Origin of the sequence: Citrobacter sp. wls714 (assembly GCF_005281025.1) — a bacterium.
Taxonomy (GTDB): domain Bacteria; phylum Pseudomonadota; class Gammaproteobacteria; order Enterobacterales; family Enterobacteriaceae; genus Citrobacter; species Citrobacter werkmanii.
This window is the reverse complement of record NZ_SZWZ01000031.1, coordinates 162,148-181,344: the sequence shown is the minus strand read 5'-3', so window position 1 is coordinate 181,344 and position 19,197 is coordinate 162,148. Positions and strand designations below refer to the sequence as shown.

Sequence of the window (19,197 nt, the reverse complement as noted above, 5' to 3'; positions counted from 1 at the left end):
GTTCCCTTTGCCTGGTGACGCGACGGTTTTGTAGGCCTGATAAGCGTAGCGCCATCAGGCATAAGATGAGGTAATTATGTCCGTACTCGATCTACACGCATTGAACGATCTGTCGAAAGTTGAACGCGTTATGGCCCTGGCTGAAACTAACAGCCAACTGGAAAAGCTGGACGCCGAAGGCCGCGTGGCGTGGGCACTGGAGAATTTGCCGGGAGAATATGTGCTTTCTTCCAGCTTTGGTATTCAGGCCGCAGTAAGTCTGCATCTGGTCAATCAGATCCGCCCGGATATCCCGGTAATTCTGACCGATACTGGCTATCTGTTCCCGGAAACCTACCAGTTTATCGATGAGTTAACGGACAAGCTCAAGCTAAATCTCAAGGTTTACCGCGCCAAAGAGAGCGCAGCCTGGCAGGAAGCACGCTATGGCAAACTGTGGGAGCAGGGCGTTGAGGGTATTGAAAAATACAATGACATCAACAAAGTTGAGCCGATGAACCGGGCGCTAAAAGAGATTAACGCGCAAACCTGGTTCGCGGGTCTGCGCCGCGAGCAGTCAGGCAGTCGTGCGCATTTGCCGGTGCTGGCTATCCAGCGCGGCGTGTTTAAAGTGCTGCCGATCATCGACTGGGATAACCGCACGGTTTACCAGTATTTGCAGAAGCACGGTCTGAAATACCATCCGCTGTGGGATCAGGGCTATCTGTCGGTGGGTGATACGCACACCACCCGCAAATGGGAACCCGGTATGGCGGAAGAGGAGACACGCTTCTTTGGCCTGAAGCGTGAGTGTGGGTTGCACGAAGGGTAATATGAGCCTCGGTAAGCGTTATGCATTACCGAGGCTCTTTTTCTTCAGGATTACCCTGCCTTCGCCAGCTCTTTTACCAGCGGCAGCATAATGCGTACCACGTCGCGGCTGCGGTGCTCAATCCGGCCCGGTAACGCTTTATCGATATGCTGTTGGTTGTCCAGCCGTACATCGTGCCAACTGTTGCCGTCGGGGAACGAGGGGCTTTTGGCGCGTTGTTGATAGCCATCTTTCTTGCCCAGGCTCCAGTTGGTCGCTTCAACGGACAGGACGGCAATTCCCGCGTTATCGAACACCTCTGCGTCGTTACAGCAGCCGGTACCTTTTGGATAGTCTTTGTTCAGCCCGGGGTTGGTGCTGGCGACAATACCGCGGCTGCGCGCGATGGCCAGCGCCCGGTCGCGCGTCAGTTTTCGTACGGCTTCCGGGGTTCTTTTCCCGCTGTTGAAATAGAGCTTATCGCCAACGATCAGGTTATCGAGGTTGATAACCAGCAGCGTATTTTTCTTCTCGGCGGCGCTCATTCGCTTCAGGATGTTCTCTGCGCCCAGTTTGCCTTCTTCTTCGCCGCTGGTGGCGATAAAGCGAATGCCGTACTGCGTCGGCACATTTTTGAGCCGTTCAGCCAGCTCCAGCATCACGCCCACCCCTGCGGCGTTGTCGTCGATACCCTGCAGGGTTAATCCACCCAGATTGGCATCGGAATCGGCGTCACTTTGTGCGGCGTAGGTGTCGAGGTGCGCCATGATAATAATCTGCTGTGGCACCTTGCCTTCATGGGCTGCAATGACGGTACTGCCCGTTACGTTATGCCAGTTTTTACGATTATCTTTGGCGGTATAAATATAGCGACTGTTAAACGTCCGAATATCACTGCTATAGCCCATCTGTTGAAATTGCTGACGTATATAATCAGCAGATAACATTTCTGCCGGAGAACCCGTCACCCGGCCTGGGAAGAATGTGGCGATGTAGCGTGCCTGGGTATTTGCGATATCTCCGGGCTTCGAAGATGTTGCCTGTGCGGGAAGGATAAAGCACGCGCCGAGCGCCAGGGCGGTAATCAGGTGGCGCAATGCGGAAAACATAGTGAGTCCTTAAATACCAAGCAGAAATTTTTAGCCGCTAGTATGAAACCGTGATCGCGGTAAAACAATTTCATTTGCTCCTAAATGCCCGAAATCCGGTGGCTTAAGCACTTTTTGATATTTGCTTTTCCAGATCGTTATTCCTTTGAGGAACTACTCATTCCAATTCGTAATTTCATTCGCCTCCTTGCCCTCCCTATAGTCAGGTTATCTGAGCATCGCTAGCAAAATAACGGCATTACATAGGAACGGTTATGGATCAAAAACGACTTACCCACTTGCGGCAACTGGAAGCGGAAAGCATCCATATCATTCGTGAGGTGGCCGCCGAGTTTTCTAATCCGGTGATGATGTATTCCATCGGCAAAGACTCCAGCGTAATGCTGCATCTGGCGCGCAAAGCGTTTTATCCTGGTACGCTGCCGTTTCCCTTGCTGCACGTTGATACCGGTTGGAAATTTAGCGAGATGTATGAGTTTCGTGACCGCACGGCGAAAGCCTACGGCTGCGAACTGCTGGTGCATAAAAACCCGGAAGGGGTGGCGATGGGCATAAACCCGTTTGTTCACGGCAGTGCCAAGCATACCGATATTATGAAAACCGAAGGGCTTAAGCAGGCGCTGAACAAATACGGTTTTGACGCCGCGTTCGGCGGCGCACGCCGTGATGAGGAGAAATCGCGCGCCAAAGAGCGCATTTACTCCTTCCGCGATCGCTTCCATCGCTGGGACCCGAAAAATCAGCGTCCGGAACTGTGGCACAACTACAACGGACAAATTAACAAAGGCGAAAGCATTCGCGTATTCCCGCTCTCTAACTGGACCGAACAGGATATCTGGCAGTACATCTGGTTGGAAAATATCGACATCGTACCGCTGTACCTGGCGGCTGAGCGTCCGGTGCTGGAGCGCGATGGTATGCTGATGATGATTGATGACGACAGAATCGATCTGCAACCCGGCGAAGTGATTAAAAAGCGCATGGTGCGTTTCCGCACGCTTGGCTGCTGGCCGCTGACCGGCGCGGTGGAGTCTAACGCGCAGACGCTGCCGGAAATTATTGAAGAGATGCTGGTCTCAACCACCAGTGAACGTCAGGGCCGCGTGATTGACCGCGACCAGGCGGGCTCCATGGAGCTGAAGAAACGTCAGGGGTATTTCTAAGGAGCCGCCATGAATACGACACTTGCACAACAAATTGCTAATGAAGGCGGCGTTGAAGCCTGGATGGTTGCCCAGCAACACAAAAGCCTGCTGCGTTTTTTAACCTGCGGTAGCGTGGATGACGGCAAAAGTACCCTGATTGGCCGTCTGCTGCACGATACCCGGCAGATCTATGAAGATCAGCTCTCATCGCTGCATAACGACAGTAAACGCCACGGCACCCAGGGCGAAAAACTCGATCTGGCGCTATTGGTTGACGGCTTGCAGGCCGAGCGTGAGCAGGGCATCACCATCGACGTGGCTTATCGTTATTTCTCCACCGAGAAGCGCAAATTTATTATTGCGGATACCCCCGGTCACGAACAGTACACCCGCAATATGGCGACCGGTGCGTCGACCTGCGACCTGGCGATCCTGTTGATCGATGCGCGTAAAGGCGTGCTGGATCAGACCCGTCGTCACAGCTTTATCTCCACGCTGCTTGGGATCAAGCACCTGGTGGTAGCCATCAACAAAATGGATCTGGTGAGCTTTAGCGAAGAGATATTTAACCGCATCCGCGAAGACTATCTCACGTTTGCTGAACAACTGCCGGGCAACCTGGATATCCGCTTTGTGCCGCTCTCTGCGCTGGAAGGCGATAATGTGGCTTCGCAAAGCGTCAGCATGCCATGGTACAGCGGCCCGACACTGCTCGAAGTGCTGGAAACCGTTGAGATCCAGCGCATTGTCGATACCCAGCCGATGCGTTTCCCGGTGCAGTATGTGAACCGACCAAATCTGGATTTTCGTGGTTATGCCGGAACGTTGGCCTCCGGTAGCGTGCAGGTAGGGCAACGCGTCAAGGTGTTACCGTCCGGCGTTGAGTCGAGCGTGGCGCGGATCGTTACCTTTGATGGTGATTTACAGCAAGCGCATGCAGGTGAAGCGATCACCCTGGTGCTGAAAGATGAGATTGATATCAGCCGGGGCGATCTGCTGCTGGATGCTGGTGAAGCGTTGCCAGCGGTACAAAGCGCTGCCGTTGATGTGGTGTGGATGGCGGAACAGCCGCTGTCGCCGGGGCAGAGCTACGACATCAAAGTTGCCGGCAAGAAGACCCGTGCACGCGTGGATACCGTGCAGTATCAGGTCGATATTAATAACCTGACCCAGCGTGAGGTCGACGCGTTACCGCTGAACGGCATTGGTCTGGTTAATCTGACGTTTGATGAACCGCTGGTGTTGGATACCTATCAGCAGAACCCGGTTACGGGTGGGCTAATTATCATTGACCGCCTGACTAACGTCACCGTTGGCGCGGGGCTGGTGCGCGAGCCTATCATTCAGGAGCAGGCCGCCGCTTCTCAGTTCAGCGCGTTTGAACTGGAGCTGAATGCGCTGGTGCGTCGCCACTTCCCACACTGGGGTGCGCGCGATCTGCTGGGAGGCAAATAATGGCGCTGCATGACGAAAACGTCGTCTGGCATGCCCATCCTGTTACACCGCAACAGCGGGAGCAACGCCACGGTCACCGTGGTGTTGTGCTGTGGTTTACCGGACTGTCTGGCTCCGGTAAATCTACGGTAGCGGGCGCGCTGGAAGAAGCGCTGCACAAGCTGGGCGTCAGCACTTATCTGCTGGATGGCGATAACGTGCGTCACGGCCTGTGTAGCGATCTGGGGTTTAGCGATGCTGACCGTAAGGAGAATATCCGGCGCGTTGGCGAAGTGGCGAACCTGATGGTGGATGCCGGTCTGGTGGTGTTGACCGCGTTTATCTCTCCCCATCGCGCCGAGCGAAAAATGGTCCGCGAGCGCCTTGGCGCAGGGCGTTTTATTGAGGTTTTTGTCGATACGCCATTAGCAACGTGCGAAGCGCGCGATCCAAAAGGGCTGTATAAAAAAGCCCGGTCGGGGGAGTTGCGCAATTTCACCGGAATTGATTCGGTATACGAAGCGCCTGAATCGCCAGAGATTCATCTTGATGGTGAACAATTGGTAACAAATTTGGTTCCCCAATTATTAGACCTGCTGAGGCAGGAAGATATTATCAGATCCTGAGACACCCGAGCTTGCATGCCCGGTCAGTCACGGTCACAGGATTAGATATGCGTAACAGCCATAACATTACTATCACAGAGTCAGAGACCTTCGCCGCCGCCGACGAAACCACCTGGTCCCTACCAGGGGCCGTGGTCGGTTTTGTAGCGTGGCTGCTGGCGCTGGGGTTCCCATGTCTGATGTATGGCCCTAACACACTGTTTTTCTTCCTTTATACCTGGCCTTTCTTCCTCGCGTTGCTGCCCGTGGCGATTGTGGCGGGTATTGCCCTGCACTCGCTATTAAAGGGAAAGCTGCTGCTGAGCATTACCAGCACCCTGCTGGTGGTGGGTGGAATGTTTAGCGCCCTATTCTTTTGGCTTTTGGGCTAGGCTAAGTGCGTTTTAAACGATCGCCGATGTCGTTCACTGTCTGGTCATAATTCAAACCGTAACCAACAATGAGATTATGTTCTCCTTACACGGGGTATACGTAACAACGGGCAAATGTGGTACATTTGCCCGCGTTGTCGCGGCATTCCCGTCCGTTGATGTAAAGTCGTCTACGGAAGTTATGGGATGTTAATGCCGTTTTTCAGGGGGCAGGATGGGTAAACTTACGCTGCTGTTGCTGGCTTTATTAGTCTGGCTACAGTATTCGCTGTGGTTCGGTAAGAACGGCATACATGACTATAGTCGCGTCAACGATGATGTTGCTGCGCAGCAGGCTACAAACGCGAAACTTAAAGCGCGTAACGATCAGCTGTTTGCCGAAATTGACGATCTCAATGGCGGACAAGAGGCTATTGAGGAGCGCGCGCGCAACGAACTCAGCATGACTAAGCCGGGCGAAACCTTTTATCGTCTGGTGCCTGACGCGTCTAAACGCGCCCAGACTGCAGGGCAAAATAATCGATAAACCGTCCAGGGATCTAACATGGCAGCCACTTTATTGGACGTTTGCGCCGTGGTGCCGGCTGCCGGATTTGGCCGCCGAATGCAAACAGAGTGTCCTAAGCAGTACCTCTCAATTGGCAATAAAACCATTCTTGAACACTCGGTTGATGCGCTACTGGCCCATCCCCGGGTGACACGAGTCGTCATCGCTATCAGCCCAGGCGACAGCCGCTTTGCCCAACTTCCACTTGCCGCGCATCCGCAAATTACCGTTGTGGATGGCGGCAATGAACGTGCCGATTCTGTCCTTGCCGGTTTGCAAGCCGCAGGAGATGCCCGTTGGGTACTGGTGCATGACGCCGCGCGGCCGTGTCTGCATCAGGATGATCTAGCGCGTTTGCTGGCAATCAGTGAAACCAGCCGCACTGGCGGGATCCTGGCCGCACCCGTACGCGATACGATGAAACGCGCTGAGCCGGGCCGCACAGACATTGCCCATACGGTCGATCGCACCGACTTATGGCATGCGTTAACGCCGCAGTTTTTCCCTCGCGAACTGTTGCACGACTGCCTGACCCGTGCGCTCAACGAAGGCGCAACCATTACGGACGAAGCCTCGGCGCTGGAATATTGCGGCTTTCATCCGCAACTGGTCGAAGGACGCGCTGACAACATCAAAGTCACCCGCCCGGAAGACCTGGCGCTGGCGGAATTTTATCTGTCCCGAACAATTCATCAGGAGAATGCATAATGCGAATCGGACACGGTTTTGACGTACACGCTTTTGGCGGCGTTGGCCCAATTATCATTGGTGGCGTGCGCATCCCGTATGAAAAAGGACTGCTGGCGCATTCTGATGGTGATGTGGCGTTACATGCGCTAACCGATGCCTTGCTGGGCGCGGCGGCGCTGGGTGACATCGGTAAACTCTTCCCGGATACCGACCCGTCCTTTAAAGGTGCAGATAGCCGCGAATTATTGCGTGAAGCCTGGCGGCGTATTCAGGCTAAAGGCTATACGCTTGGTAATGTGGATGTGACGATTATTGCTCAGGCACCGAAGATGCTGCCGCACATTCCGCAAATGCGTGTATTTATTGCCGAAGATCTCGGCTGCCATATGGATGATGTTAACGTGAAAGCGACCACCACGGAAAAACTCGGTTTCACCGGGCGTGGGGAAGGGATTGCCTGTGAAGCGGTGGCGTTACTCATTAAGGCAACGAAATGACTGCGTTTGAAAATCTGACATATCTTCATGGTAAACCACTGGGCCATGGTGTCCTGAAAGCGAATCCGGAAGACTTTGTCGTCGTCGAAGATTTAGGTTTCGAACCGGATGGCGAAGGCGAGCACATTTTGGTGCGTATCCTGAAAAACGGCTGTAATACCCGTTTTGTCGCTGACGCGCTGGCGAAGTTCCTGAAAATTCATGCCCGTGAAGTGAGCTTTGCCGGGCAAAAAGATAAGCATGCGGTCACGGAACAGTGGCTATGCGCGCGCGTGCCGGGCAATGTAATGCCTGATTTAAGCAAATTTGAGCTCGAAGGCTGTAAAGTGCTGGAGTACGCGCGCCACAAGCGTAAGCTGCGTTTAGGGGCGCTGAAAGGCAACGAATTTACGCTTGTGCTACGTGAAGTGAGCGAGCGAAATGACGTAGAAGCGCGTTTACAGGCGATTAGCGAGCGCGGCGTACCGAACTATTTTGGCGCTCAACGTTTTGGGATCGGCGGCAGCAATCTGCAAGGGGCACTGCGCTGGGCGCAAAGTGATGCGCCGGTGCGCGATCGCAATAAACGCAGTTTTTGGTTGTCGGCGGCCCGTAGCGCGTTGTTTAATCAGATCGTCAGTGAACGCTTGAAAAAAACAGACTTTAATCAAGTTGTTGACGGCGATGCGCTACAATTATCGGGACGCGGAAGCTGGTTTGTCGCCACGCAGGAAGAACAGACTGAATTACAGCGTCGCGTCGATGATAAAGAATTGATGATTACAGCGGCATTACCGGGTAGCGGTGAGTGGGGAACTCAGCGCGACGCGCTGGCGTTTGAAGAAGGCGCTGTTGCGGATGAAACCGTGCTGCAGTCCCTGTTATTGCGCGAGAAAGTCGAGGCATCGCGACGCGCTATGTTGCTGTATCCACAACAATTAAGCTGGAACTGGTGGGATGACGTAACCGTTGAGTTACGCTTCTGGCTACCGGCAGGTAGCTTCGCCACCAGTGTAGTAAGGGAACTTATTAACACAATGGGTGATTATGCGTATATTGCTGAGTAACGATGATGGGGTCCATGCACCCGGTATACAAACGCTGGCGAAAGCGCTGCGTGAGTTTGCTGACGTACAGGTGGTTGCCCCGGATCGTAACCGCAGTGGCGCGTCTAACTCGCTGACGCTGGAATCTTCACTTCGCACGTTTACCTATGATAACGGCGATATCGCCGTACAAATGGGTACGCCCACCGACTGCGTCTATCTGGGCGTGAACGCATTAATGCGTCCGCGTCCGGACATTGTCGTTTCTGGTATTAACGCAGGTCCTAATCTCGGGGATGATGTCATCTATTCCGGTACCGTTGCGGCGGCAATGGAAGGTCGTCACCTTGGGTTCCCTGCGCTGGCTGTCTCGCTTGATGGCCATAAGCACTACGATACTGCCGCGGCAGTAACCTGTCGTATATTACGGGCGCTGAGTCGTGAACCGCTGCGCACAGGGCGTATTTTGAATATCAACGTTCCGGATATACCGCTGGATCAGATTAAAGGTATTCGCGTCACCCGCTGCGGCAGTCGCCATCCGGCGGATCAGGTTATCCCACAGCAGGATCCACGCGGGAATACGTTGTACTGGATTGGGCCGCCGGGGGAAAAATGCGACGCCGGGCCAGATACAGATTTTGCCGCCGTCGATGAAGGCTATGTTTCCATCACGCCGCTGCATGTCGATTTAACCGCCTACGGTGCGCATGAGGTGGTTTCGAGTTGGTTGGACAGCGTGGGAGTCGACACGCAATGGTAAGCAGACGCGTACATACTCTTCTTGAACAATTACGTGCCCAGGGCATCAGAGATGAGCAAGTCCTCGATGCTCTCGCTGCCGTGCCGCGTGAGAAATTCATTGATGAGGCGTTTGAACATAAGGCCTGGGACAATATTGCCTTGCCGATTGGTCAGGGGCAGACGATTTCGCAGCCTTATATGGTTGCACGTATGACTGAGCTGCTTGAGTTAACGCCGCAATCGCGGGTGCTGGAAATTGGCACGGGCTCAGGCTACCAGACGGCGATTCTGGCGCATCTGGTGCATCATGTATGCTCCGTTGAGCGCATTAAAGGCCTGCAATGGCAGGCGCGTCGTCGCCTGAAACAGCTTGATTTACACAATGTTTCTACCCGTCACGGTGATGGATGGCTGGGCTGGCAAGCGCGGGCACCGTTTGACGCTATCATTGTAACGGCAGCGCCGCCTGAGATCCCAACTGCACTGATGATGCAGTTGGATGAAGGCGGCATTCTCGTCTTACCCGTGGGCGATGAGCACCAGTTCCTGAAGCGGGTGCGTCGTCGGGGAGGCGAATTTATTATTGATACCGTGGAGGCAGTACGTTTTGTTCCCTTAGTTAAAGGGGAGCTTGCGTAGACACTGGCTCTGAATACCTGGAGTTTTCCTGGATATTCTGGAATTAGTCAGCGTATCGTGTCGATGCTTTTACACGGTGATTACGTTACGGGTTTTAACCAAATTTTCCTGGGGGATAAATGAGCGCGGGAAGCCACAAATTTACCATTCGCCGTATTGCGGCATTGTCACTGGTTTCATTATGGCTGGCAGGTTGTTCAAACACCTCGAATCCACCAGCGCCGGTCAGCTCGGTTGACGGCGGTGCATCCACGAACACCAGTTCCGGCATGCTGATTACGCCTCCGCCAAAAATGGGCTCGACGTCGACAGTACAACAGACGCCACAGATCCAACCGGTGCAGAGTCCGACTACGCAACCAACGCAAATTCAACCTGTTGCAGAACAGCCTGTACAGATGGAAAACGGTCGTATCGTGTACAACCGTAAGTATGGGAATATTCCGAAAGGTAGCTACACGGGCGGCAGCACCTATACTGTCAAGAAAGGCGACACGCTTTTCTATATCGCCTGGATTACCGGGAACGATTTCCGTGACCTCGCACAGCGCAATAACGTTCCGGCCCCGTATAGCCTGAATGTCGGCCAAACTCTGCAAGTGGGCAACGCCTCGGGTACACCGATTACCGGTGGGAATGCCATCACCCAGGCGGATGCAGCACAGCAAGGAGTTGTGACCAACCCTGCACAAAATTCCACCGTTGCTGTTGCTTCGAAACCAACAATTACGTATTCTGAGGATTCAGGTGAACAAAGTGCTAACAAAATGTTGCCGAACAACAAGCCTGCTGGGACAGTTGTCACAGCGCCAGTAACGGCTCCAGCAGTTAGCACAACCGAAACAACTGCAAGCTCAACGTCGACCAGCGCGCCAATCTCTACCTGGCGCTGGCCAACTGACGGCAAAGTGATCGAAAACTTTGCGGCTACCGAAGGTGGCAATAAAGGGATCGACATTGCAGGCAGCAAAGGACAGGCTATTGTCGCGACCGCAGATGGACGCGTCGTCTATGCCGGTAACGCGCTGCGTGGTTACGGTAACCTTATTATCATCAAACATAACGATGATTACCTGAGCGCCTACGCCCATAACGATACAATGCTGGTCCGGGAACAACAAGAAATCAAGGCGGGGCAGAAAATAGCTACCATGGGTAGTACCGGAACCAGTTCAACACGCTTGCATTTTGAAATTCGTTACAAGGGGAAATCCGTAAACCCGCTGCGTTACTTGCCGCAGCGATAATTCGGCGGAACCAGGCTTTCACTTGCTAGTTCCGTTAGGGATCACGGGTAGGAGCCACCTTTATGAGTCAGAATACGCTGAAAGTTCATGATTTAAATGAAGATGCGGAATTTGATGAGAACGGAGTAGAGGCTTTTGATGAGAAAGCCTTGAGTGAAGAGGAACCCAGTGATAACGACCTGGCTGAAGAAGAGCTGTTATCGCAGGGGGCCACACAGCGTGTGTTGGACGCGACTCAGCTTTACCTTGGTGAGATTGGTTATTCACCACTGTTAACAGCCGAAGAAGAAGTTTATTTTGCGCGTCGCGCACTGCGTGGAGATGTCGCCTCTCGCCGCCGCATGATTGAAAGTAACCTGCGTCTGGTGGTGAAAATTGCCCGCCGTTATGGCAATCGTGGTCTGGCATTGCTGGATCTGATTGAAGAGGGCAATCTGGGACTTATCCGTGCAGTCGAGAAGTTTGACCCGGAACGCGGGTTCCGCTTTTCAACATACGCAACGTGGTGGATACGTCAGACGATCGAACGGGCGATTATGAACCAAACCCGTACGATCCGACTGCCGATTCACATTGTAAAAGAGCTGAACGTCTATCTGCGTACCGCGCGTGAGTTGTCGCATAAACTGGACCACGAACCGAGCGCAGAAGAGATTGCTGAACAACTGAAACCGGTTGATGACGTCAGCCGTATGCTCCGACTCAACGAGCGCATTACCTCGGTAGACACCCCGCTGGGTGGCGATTCCGAAAAAGCGTTGCTGGACATCCTGGCCGATGAAAAAGAAAACGGTCCGGAAGACACCACGCAAGACGATGATATGAAACAGAGTATCGTCAAATGGTTGTTCGAACTGAACGCCAAACAGCGTGAAGTGCTGGCACGTCGTTTCGGTCTGCTGGGGTATGAAGCTGCAACACTGGAAGATGTGGGTCGCGAAATTGGTCTCACACGTGAACGTGTTCGTCAGATTCAGGTTGAAGGTCTGCGTCGTCTGCGTGAAATTCTGCAGACTCAGGGGCTGAATATCGAAGCGTTATTCCGCGAGTAAGCACAAGTTCCATCAAGAAAGGCCGGTCTCATCGAGACTGGCCTTTTTCTTTGTGTAGAATATTGCCAGGCGGGTCATTCCATCATTTTGCGCACCAGACGAGTGAACTGTTCGCGTTCTTCCTCGCTAAGTCTGCCCAGAAACTCATCATCCACGCGATCTCCCAGCGGGGTTGCGCTAACCAATAATGCTTCTCCTTGCGCAGTCAAATAAACAAACCGTCGACGCTTATCCGCCGGGTCGTGATCCCGCCTGACCAGCCCACGCTTTTCCATCCGGCTCAGCATTTCCGCAAGTGTGGCTTTGGTGCAGACCGCTGCCTCCATCAGGGCGACCTGTTCAATGCCGGGCTGTTCGGCAATGGCGCGCATCACCGCGTACTGCGGTTTGGTTAGCTCTGGTAACTCATGTTGCCAGCGAGCCGTATGCTGCTGAAAAAGCTGACGTAAAAGATGAAATGCTTTATTTCGTAACGGCATGAGAGCTCCGGGATTGCTGTCAGTCTCTATCATAACGGGTTACCCCTCCTTTTTTAATCATTGCTGTTTTAGCGATCCGTGCGCGGTGGCCTTGCCCACAATGAATTGTGGGAGTATTTTAATCAAAATGTTCGTACACGAACAAATTGAGGGGTTGAATGAGACTGATCGTAGGAATGACGGGGGCTACCGGCGCGCCGCTCGGTGTGTCGCTACTGCAGGCGCTGCGGGAAATGTCGGAAGTGGAAACCCATCTGGTGTTGTCGAAATGGGCCAAAACGACCATTGAGCTGGAAACGCCGTACAGCGTCCGCGATGTATCCGCACTGGCAGACTATTGCCACAACCCCGCGGACCAGGCCGCGACCATCTCCTCCGGATCGTTTCGTACTGACGGCATGATCATTATCCCCTGCAGCATGAAAACGCTGGCCGGTATTCGCGCAGGTTACGCGGAAGGGCTGGTGGGGCGCGCCGCTGATGTAGTGCTGAAAGAAGGGCGCAAACTGGTGCTGGTTCCGCGTGAAATGCCGCTCAGCACTATTCATCTGGAAAACATGCTCGCGCTTTCTCGCATGGGCGTGACGATGGTCCCGCCAATGCCCGCGTTTTACAACCATCCGCAAACCGTTGATGACATCACGCAGCACATTGTCGCGCGCGTGCTCGATCAGTTTGGGCTTGAACATCCTAACGCCCGTCGTTGGCAGGGATTACGACAGGCGCAGAATTTTGCACAGGAGAACGAATGATGGCATTTGATGATTTGCGCAGCTTTTTGCAGGCGCTGGACGACCAGGGACAATTGCTGAAAATCAGTGAGGAAGTTAACGCCGAGCCGGATCTGGCGGCGGCGGCCAACGCGACCGGACGTATTGGTGATGGCGCGCCTGCGCTGTGGTTTGACAATATTCGCGGTTTTACCGATGCCCGCGTGGCGATGAACACCATCGGTTCATGGCAGAATCACGCCATCTCTTTGGGACTGCCGCCAAATACCCCGGTGAAAAAACAGATTGATGAGTTTATCCGTCGCTGGGATAAATTTCCGGTTGCCCCGGAACGCCGTGCGAACCCGGCATGGGCTGAAAATACCGTCGACGGCGAAGACATTAATCTTTTCGACATTCTGCCGCTGTTTCGCCTGAACGATGGCGACGGCGGTTTCTACCTGGATAAAGCCTGCGTGGTGTCGCGCGATCCGCTGGATCGGGACAACTTCGGCAAGCAGAACGTCGGCATCTACCGTATGGAAGTGAAGGGCAAACGCAAGCTTGGCCTGCAACCGGTGCCGATGCATGATATCGCGTTGCACCTGCATAAAGCGGAAGAGCGCGGTGAAGATCTGTCGATTGCCATCACGTTGGGTAATGATCCCATCATCACTTTGATGGGGGCCACGCCGCTGAAATACGATCAGTCTGAATACGAGATGGCGGGGGCGCTGCGTGAAAGTCCGTATCCGATCGCTACCGCGCCGCTGACCGGTTTTGACGTGCCGTGGGGATCTGAAGTGATCCTCGAAGGGGTCATTGAAAGCCGTAAACGCGAAATCGAAGGTCCGTTCGGCGAGTTCACCGGCCACTATTCCGGTGGACGCAATATGACCGTGGTGCGTATCGATAAAGTCTCTTATCGCAGCAAACCGATTTTTGAATCACTCTATCTCGGTATGCCGTGGACCGAAATCGACTACCTGATGGGCCCGGCGACCTGCGTACCGCTTTATCAACAATTGAAAGCCGAATTCCCGGAAGTGCAGGCGGTGAACGCCATGTACACCCACGGACTGCTGGCGATTATTTCCACCAAAAAACGCTACGGCGGCTTTGCCCGCGCGGTGGGGCTGCGTGCTATGACCACGCCGCACGGCCTGGGTTACGTGAAGATGGTGATTATGGTTGATGAAGACGTTGACCCGTTCAACCTGCCGCAGGTGATGTGGGCGCTCTCTTCGAAGGTCAATCCGGCGGGCGATCTGGTGCAACTGCCGAATATGTCGGTGCTGGAACTTGATCCGGGTTCCAGTCCGGCGGGGATTACTGACAAGCTCATCATCGATGCCACGACACCGGTTGCACCGGATAATCGAGGTCATTACAGCCAACCGGTATGCGATTTACCGGAAACAAAAGCCTGGGCTGAAAAGCTGACTGCCATGCTGGCCAACCGTAAATAAGGAGTAGCAGATGATTTGTCCACGTTGTGCCGATGAACATATTGAAGTGATGGCGAACTCGCCGGTCAAAGGTGTCTGGACCGTATATCAGTGTCAGCACTGTCTGTACACCTGGCGCAATACCGAGCCGTTGCGCCGTACCAGCCGCGAGCATTACCCGCAAGCGTTTCGCATGACGCAGAAAGATATCGACGACGCGCCAATGGTGCCGAGTATCCCGCCGCTGCTGGCGGAAGATAAGCGCTAATCAAAAATGCCGGGTACGGCTTCGCCTTACCCGGCCTATAATTGCTTAAATTCTTTTTTGCAACATGACAGCAAGGACATCATCAAAAATATGTCATTCTACCGGCGGGTCGTTTTATTATTTTTGCTGGGAATAAGTTCTGGCGCGCAAAGCGCATCACATGAACAAATTATGCAAATCTATAATAGCGAGTCCGTCGGCTCCGTTATTAAATGTCAGGCCCACATGGACGTTAAGAGTGGCGATGGCACAATTCCGATCCAGATTATGTCTGTAATGACGGTAACTGGTCGGAAATTTAATCATCTCTATTATAATAGCGAGATAACCTATTTACTCGTTAATGCAGCAAAACCCTATATGTATGTGTCTGTTTCGGTAGAAGGAAACATTCAAGAAGAGCAGCGAAAAATACGTACTGAGCTCGATCTTTCAACCCTGCGGGTCGATTTTCCTGGAAATCCTGAAATGGCAAATACTGTGCGTGAACTTTTCCGGGAACAACGCGTTACGTACGCTGATTATACAGATATTACCGTCAATGAACCGCCAAGCTATGCGGTAAGGCAATATAGCAAAGATTCTATTTCTGGCGTCATTCTCCAGAGTTGTACGCCGATGGCGCAACGCTGAGGAGGTGAACCTGACAGTATTCAGATATCTTTCCCAGCGGAAGTTTCCGGTGAGATTGTTCAGAATTATTACTTACTGACGAAATAGTATATGTTTCCCCAATAGCATCATGCTATCAGGGGGATATCAATTGTTTTTTTTAGCAAGAATATCGTCGATTTCCTTTTCAGTTATGGCATTTGCATCTTTTGCTTTATTTAACCAGAACATCGCTTTTTCTTTATCAATACCCTTTTCATCGAATCCCCAGGCATAGAACCTACCTAATGAAATCTGGGCTTCCGGAAGATTTTGCTGAGCTGCTTTTTCAAGCCAAATTTTTGCCTGAGGGAGATCTTTTTTGAAGCGATCATCTGATAAGAAAAGCGTACCATAATTATATTGACCTATACGGTAACCTTTCTCAGCGGCAAACTTAAGATGATATGCCGCCAGTTTAAAATTCTTATTATCGGCAGCAATAATTCCCAGGTTAGCATGGGCGATGGGATCGTTTTGTTCTGCTGCTTTTGTTAGCCAGAACGTTGCTTTATCAATATTGCGAAACGCTTCGGGGCCAAACTGATAGATGTTAGCGCAGTTAACCTGAGCCTGAAGTTGGCCTTGATTTGCGGCCTTTTCATACCAACTTATGGCTTTGCCATAATCCGGTGGTGTTTCATTGTCGCCATTATGGTATAACGTGCCCAAATAAAATTGTGCATCACTGTTGTTCTGTTCGGCGGCCAGATTAAACCAATAAAATGCTTTGTCGCGATTAATAATTCCGTTGATACCCTCTTTGTATGCAATACCTAGCATAAGCTGCGATTTGGTATCACCACTTTGTGCTTTTTCGATAATATTTTTTAGGTTTTCCTGTTTGGTTTGGGAATAGCGCTCTTCCGCTTGAATAAGATCATCAAGCGAAGGAGACGATTTTGCATAGCAGGTAATTGAAAGTTGAAAAATTAATGTTATAAATAAAAATATCCTTTTCATAAATTCCTTGAATAATTACGGTGGTGGACTGAATTTATTATACTCTCCTGTATTAAATAAAAAATAGAATGCGATATCCCAGCAGGCAAAAATTGCCTACTGGGATATAATTTTTACACCAGACTCTTCAACCGATAGATCCACTCCAGCGCCTGGCGAGGCGTGAGTGAATCCGGATCGAGGTTTTCCAGCGCTTCAACGGCGGGTGACGTTTCTTCCGCAACCGACAGCAGCGACATCTGCGTTCCATCGACCTGGGTTGCGGCCACATTCGGCGCGATGCTTTCAAGTTCACGCAGTTTTTGCCGCGCGCGTTTGATCACCTCTTTCGGCACACCAGCCAGGGCTGCTACCGCCAGGCCATAGCTTTTGCTCGCCGCACCATCCTGTACGCTGTGCATAAAGGCGATGGTATCGCCATGCTCTAACGCGTCCAGATGTACATTCGCGACGCCTTCCATCTTCTCCGGTAACTGAGTCAGTTCGAAGTAGTGGGTCGCGAACAATGTTAATGCTTTGATTTTATTAGCCAGGTTTTCTGCACACGCCCATGCCAGCGACAGGCCGTCGTAGGTTGAAGTGCCGCGTCCAATCTCATCCATCAGCACCAGGCTGTTCTCGGTAGCATTATGCAGAATATTGGCGGTTTCGGTCATCTCAACCATGAAGGTGGAACGACCGGATGCCAGATCATCCGCCGCACCTACGCGAGTAAAGATACGGTCGATAGGCCCTATCTCGACTTTTTGTGCCGGAACATAGCTGCCGATATAAGCCAGTAGCGCAATCAACGCGGTCTGGCGCATATAGGTACTTTTACCCCCCATGTTCGGTCCGGTAATGATCAGCATCCGGCGCTGTGGGGATAGGTTGAGCGGGTTGGCGATAAACGGCTCTGTCAGTACCTGCTCCACCACCGGATGACGCCCCTCGGTAATACGAATACCAGGTTTATCGGTAAAGGTCGGACAGGTGTAATTCAACGTATAAGCACGTTCTGCCAGGTTGACCAGGACGTCCAGCTCCGCCAGTGCGCTGGCGCTCTGTTGTAAATCAGCCAGATGCGGCAGCAGCATATCGAACAGCTCGTCGTATAGCTGTTTTTCCAGTGCCAGCGCCTTACCTTTGGAAGTCAGAACTTTATCTTCATACTCTTTCAGCTCTGGAATAATGTAGCGTTCTGCGTTTTTCAACGTCTGGCGACGCACGTAATTAATTGGCGCCAGATGGCTCTGTCCACGACTGATCTGAATGTAGTATCCGTGAACGGCGTTGAATCCGACTTTCAGCGTATCGAGCCCCGTGCGTTCGCGCTCGCGGATCTCCAGTCTGTCGAGGTAGTCGGTTGCGCCATCGGCCAGCGCTCGCCACTCGTCCAGCTCTTCGTTATAGCCAGACGCGATGACGCCGCCGTCGCGTACCAGCACCGGTGGAGCTTCCACGACGGCGCGTTCCAGCAGTTCACGCAGCTCCGCAAACTCCCCCATTTTCTCACGCAGCATCTGCACCGGGGCGCTGTCTACGTTTTCCAGTTGCGCGCGTAGTTCTGGGAGTTGCTGGAAAGCGTGGCGCATGCGGGCCAGATCGCGCGGGCGCGCGGTACGCAGAGCGAGACGCGCCAGAATGCGTTCCAGATCGCCCACCTGACGCAGCACGGGTTGCAATTCGCTGGTGGTGTCCTGTAGCGCGCCGATGGTCTGTTGGCGCTCGGTGAGGATTTTGGTGTCGCGGACCGGCATATGCAGCCAGCGCTTGAGCATACGGCTGCCCATAGGTGTTACGGTGCAGTCAAGTACCGAAGCTAATGTGTTTTCAACGCCGCCCGCCAGGTTCTGGGTGATCTCCAGATTGCGGCGCGTGGCGGCATCCATAATGATGCTGTCCTGTTGACGCTCCATAGTGATGGAGCGAATATGCGGCAACGAGGTGCGCTGGGTATCTTTTACATATTGCAGCAGACAGCCGGCAGCGCATAACCCGCGTGGGGCGTTCTCAACACCAAAGCCAATCAGGTCTCGTGTGCCAAACTGCAGGTTTAATTGCTGACGGGCAGTATCAATTTCAAATTCCCACAGCGGACGACGGCGCAGGCCGCGACGTCCTTCAATCAGTGAGGTTTCTGCGAAATCTTCGGCATACAGCAGTTCAGCCGGGTTAGTACGCTGCAGTTCGGCGGCCATGGTCTCGCGGTCGGCAGGCTCGCTAACGCGAAAACGCCCGGAGCTGATGTCCAGCGTGGCATAACCGTAGCCTTTACTGTCTTGCCAGACGGCAGCCAGCAGGTTGTCCTGGCGCTCCTGTAACAGCGCCTCATCACTGATGGTGCCAGGCGTGACAATACGTACCACTTTACGCTCAACTGGACCTTTGCTGGTGGCTGGATCGCCAATCTGTTCGCAAATAGCGACGGATTCCCCCTGATTGACCAGCTTGGCGAGGTAGTTTTCTACCGCATGGTGGGGAATACCCGCCATTGGGATGGGCTCGCCTGCGGATGCGCCGCGCTTAGTCAGGGAGATATCAAGCAGCTGAGACGCGCGTTTCGCATCGTCATAAAACAGTTCGTAAAAGTCGCCCATGCGGTAAAACAGCAGTATTTCCGGGTGCTGAGCCTTCAGCTTGAGATACTGCTGCATCATGGGGGTGTGGGCGTCGAGATTATCGATTGTACTCATGGAGTTGTGTCCAGTTCCCTGATTTTCAATGGGTTGCGATATTCTTGTTTTCGTTGTTATCACATAAGAGACACATGATAACGGAGA

21 protein-coding genes are annotated in these 19,197 nt (G+C 52.9%); 17 read left to right on the top strand and 4 right to left on the bottom strand.

Translation table 11 applies throughout. From position 1 onward, the window contains the following. Positions 1-76 precede the first annotated feature (76 nt). The gene (cysH, locus tag FDX11_RS07770) at positions 77-811 is read left to right on the top strand and encodes a phosphoadenosine phosphosulfate reductase (RefSeq protein WP_042310691.1); all 735 of its coding nucleotides are present in this window, start codon (positions 77-79) and stop codon (positions 809-811) included. A gap of 50 nt (positions 812-861) precedes the next feature. Here cysH and FDX11_RS07765 read toward each other — a convergent pair whose 3' ends face one another. After that, positions 862-1,899, bottom strand: coding sequence for an aminopeptidase (locus tag FDX11_RS07765; RefSeq protein ID WP_137349472.1), 1,038 nt, complete (start codon positions 1,897-1,899; stop codon positions 862-864). Positions 1,900-2,153: 254 nt separating this feature from the next. Between FDX11_RS07765 and cysD the strand changes: the two genes are divergently transcribed. From cysD to rpoS, 12 genes are all read left to right on the top strand, one after another. After that, complete coding sequence (gene cysD / locus FDX11_RS07760) at positions 2,154-3,062, top strand: sulfate adenylyltransferase subunit CysD (protein ID WP_003034152.1); 909 nt, start codon at positions 2,154-2,156, stop codon at positions 3,060-3,062. A 9-nt stretch (positions 3,063-3,071) separates the two neighbouring features. After that, positions 3,072-4,499, top strand: a complete 1,428-nt coding sequence (gene cysN, locus FDX11_RS07755; protein WP_061382356.1) for a sulfate adenylyltransferase subunit CysN — start codon at positions 3,072-3,074, stop codon at positions 4,497-4,499. Further along, positions 4,499-5,104 carry an adenylyl-sulfate kinase gene (gene cysC / locus FDX11_RS07750; protein ID WP_042310685.1) on the top strand — a complete coding sequence of 202 codons (606 nt, stop codon included), beginning with the start codon at positions 4,499-4,501 and terminating at the stop codon, positions 5,102-5,104. The genes cysN and cysC overlap by 1 nt, the downstream gene beginning before the upstream one ends. A 47-nt stretch (positions 5,105-5,151) precedes the next feature. Then, the gene (locus tag FDX11_RS07745) at positions 5,152-5,475 is read left to right on the top strand and encodes a DUF3561 family protein (RefSeq protein ID WP_042310684.1); all 324 of its coding nucleotides are present in this window, start codon (positions 5,152-5,154) and stop codon (positions 5,473-5,475) included. Between the two features lie 214 nt (positions 5,476-5,689). Further along, a complete protein-coding gene (ftsB, locus tag FDX11_RS07740) occupies positions 5,690-6,001 on the top strand; it encodes a cell division protein FtsB (RefSeq protein ID WP_003034163.1) in 312 nt (103 codons plus the stop codon). A gap of 18 nt (positions 6,002-6,019) precedes the next feature. Next, positions 6,020-6,730 carry a 2-C-methyl-D-erythritol 4-phosphate cytidylyltransferase gene (gene ispD, locus FDX11_RS07735; RefSeq protein WP_061382355.1) on the top strand — a complete coding sequence of 237 codons (711 nt, stop codon included), beginning with the start codon at positions 6,020-6,022 and terminating at the stop codon, positions 6,728-6,730. After that, a complete protein-coding gene (ispF, locus tag FDX11_RS07730) occupies positions 6,730-7,209 on the top strand; it encodes a 2-C-methyl-D-erythritol 2,4-cyclodiphosphate synthase (protein ID WP_042310680.1) in 480 nt (159 codons plus the stop codon). Before ispD ends, ispF begins: the two co-directional genes overlap by 1 nt. Then, positions 7,206-8,255, top strand: coding sequence for a tRNA pseudouridine(13) synthase TruD (gene truD / locus FDX11_RS07725; protein WP_042310679.1), 1,050 nt, complete (start codon positions 7,206-7,208; stop codon positions 8,253-8,255). The genes ispF and truD overlap by 4 nt, the downstream gene beginning before the upstream one ends. Then, positions 8,236-8,997: a 5'/3'-nucleotidase SurE gene (gene surE, locus FDX11_RS07720; protein WP_061382353.1), complete on the top strand. Its 762-nt coding sequence runs from the start codon at positions 8,236-8,238 to the stop codon at positions 8,995-8,997. Before truD ends, surE begins: the two co-directional genes overlap by 20 nt. After that, positions 8,991-9,617 (top strand): protein-L-isoaspartate O-methyltransferase, encoded by a 627-nt coding sequence (locus tag FDX11_RS07715; RefSeq protein ID WP_042310675.1) that lies wholly within the window; start codon positions 8,991-8,993, stop codon positions 9,615-9,617. The genes surE and FDX11_RS07715 overlap by 7 nt, the downstream gene beginning before the upstream one ends. Positions 9,618-9,781: 164 nt before the next feature. Further along, entirely contained in the window at positions 9,782-10,864 is a 1,083-nt protein-coding gene (gene nlpD / locus FDX11_RS07710; RefSeq protein WP_227255159.1) for a murein hydrolase activator NlpD, read from the top strand. 62 nt (positions 10,865-10,926) lie between these two features. Continuing rightward, positions 10,927-11,916, top strand: a complete 990-nt coding sequence (gene rpoS, locus FDX11_RS07705; protein ID WP_137397715.1) for an RNA polymerase sigma factor RpoS — start codon at positions 10,927-10,929, stop codon at positions 11,914-11,916. A gap of 74 nt (positions 11,917-11,990) precedes the next feature. Here the strand turns inward: rpoS and FDX11_RS07700 are convergent, their stop codons facing one another. Then, positions 11,991-12,395, bottom strand: a complete 405-nt coding sequence (locus FDX11_RS07700) for a MarR family winged helix-turn-helix transcriptional regulator (RefSeq protein WP_061382351.1) — start codon at positions 12,393-12,395, stop codon at positions 11,991-11,993. 158 nt (positions 12,396-12,553) lie between these two features. On the opposite strand from FDX11_RS07700, the gene FDX11_RS07695 reads away from it, so the two are divergent. Genes FDX11_RS07695 through FDX11_RS07680 form a run of 4 tightly spaced genes read left to right on the top strand, consistent with a single transcriptional unit; the run spans position 12,554 to position 15,454 of the window. Continuing rightward, positions 12,554-13,147 (top strand): non-oxidative hydroxyarylic acid decarboxylases subunit B, encoded by a 594-nt coding sequence (locus FDX11_RS07695; protein ID WP_061382350.1) that lies wholly within the window; start codon positions 12,554-12,556, stop codon positions 13,145-13,147. Continuing rightward, positions 13,147-14,574: a non-oxidative hydroxyarylic acid decarboxylases subunit C gene (locus FDX11_RS07690; RefSeq protein WP_137397768.1), complete on the top strand. Its 1,428-nt coding sequence runs from the start codon at positions 13,147-13,149 to the stop codon at positions 14,572-14,574. The genes FDX11_RS07695 and FDX11_RS07690 overlap by 1 nt, the downstream gene beginning before the upstream one ends. A gap of 10 nt (positions 14,575-14,584) precedes the next feature. Further along, positions 14,585-14,821 carry a non-oxidative hydroxyarylic acid decarboxylases subunit D gene (locus tag FDX11_RS07685; protein ID WP_038633131.1) on the top strand — a complete coding sequence of 79 codons (237 nt, stop codon included), beginning with the start codon at positions 14,585-14,587 and terminating at the stop codon, positions 14,819-14,821. A gap of 6 nt (positions 14,822-14,827) precedes the next feature. After that, positions 14,828-15,454, top strand: coding sequence for a hypothetical protein (locus FDX11_RS07680; RefSeq protein ID WP_042310668.1), 627 nt, complete (start codon positions 14,828-14,830; stop codon positions 15,452-15,454). Positions 15,455-15,580: 126 nt separating this feature from the next. On the opposite strand, the gene FDX11_RS07675 is transcribed toward FDX11_RS07680, so the two are convergent. Then, positions 15,581-16,435 (bottom strand): tetratricopeptide repeat protein, encoded by an 855-nt coding sequence (locus tag FDX11_RS07675; RefSeq protein ID WP_042310665.1) that lies wholly within the window; start codon positions 16,433-16,435, stop codon positions 15,581-15,583. A gap of 113 nt (positions 16,436-16,548) precedes the next feature. Continuing rightward, a complete protein-coding gene (gene mutS / locus FDX11_RS07670) occupies positions 16,549-19,110 on the bottom strand; it encodes a DNA mismatch repair protein MutS (RefSeq protein WP_137397714.1) in 2,562 nt (853 codons plus the stop codon). Positions 19,111-19,197: the final 87 nt, after the last annotated feature.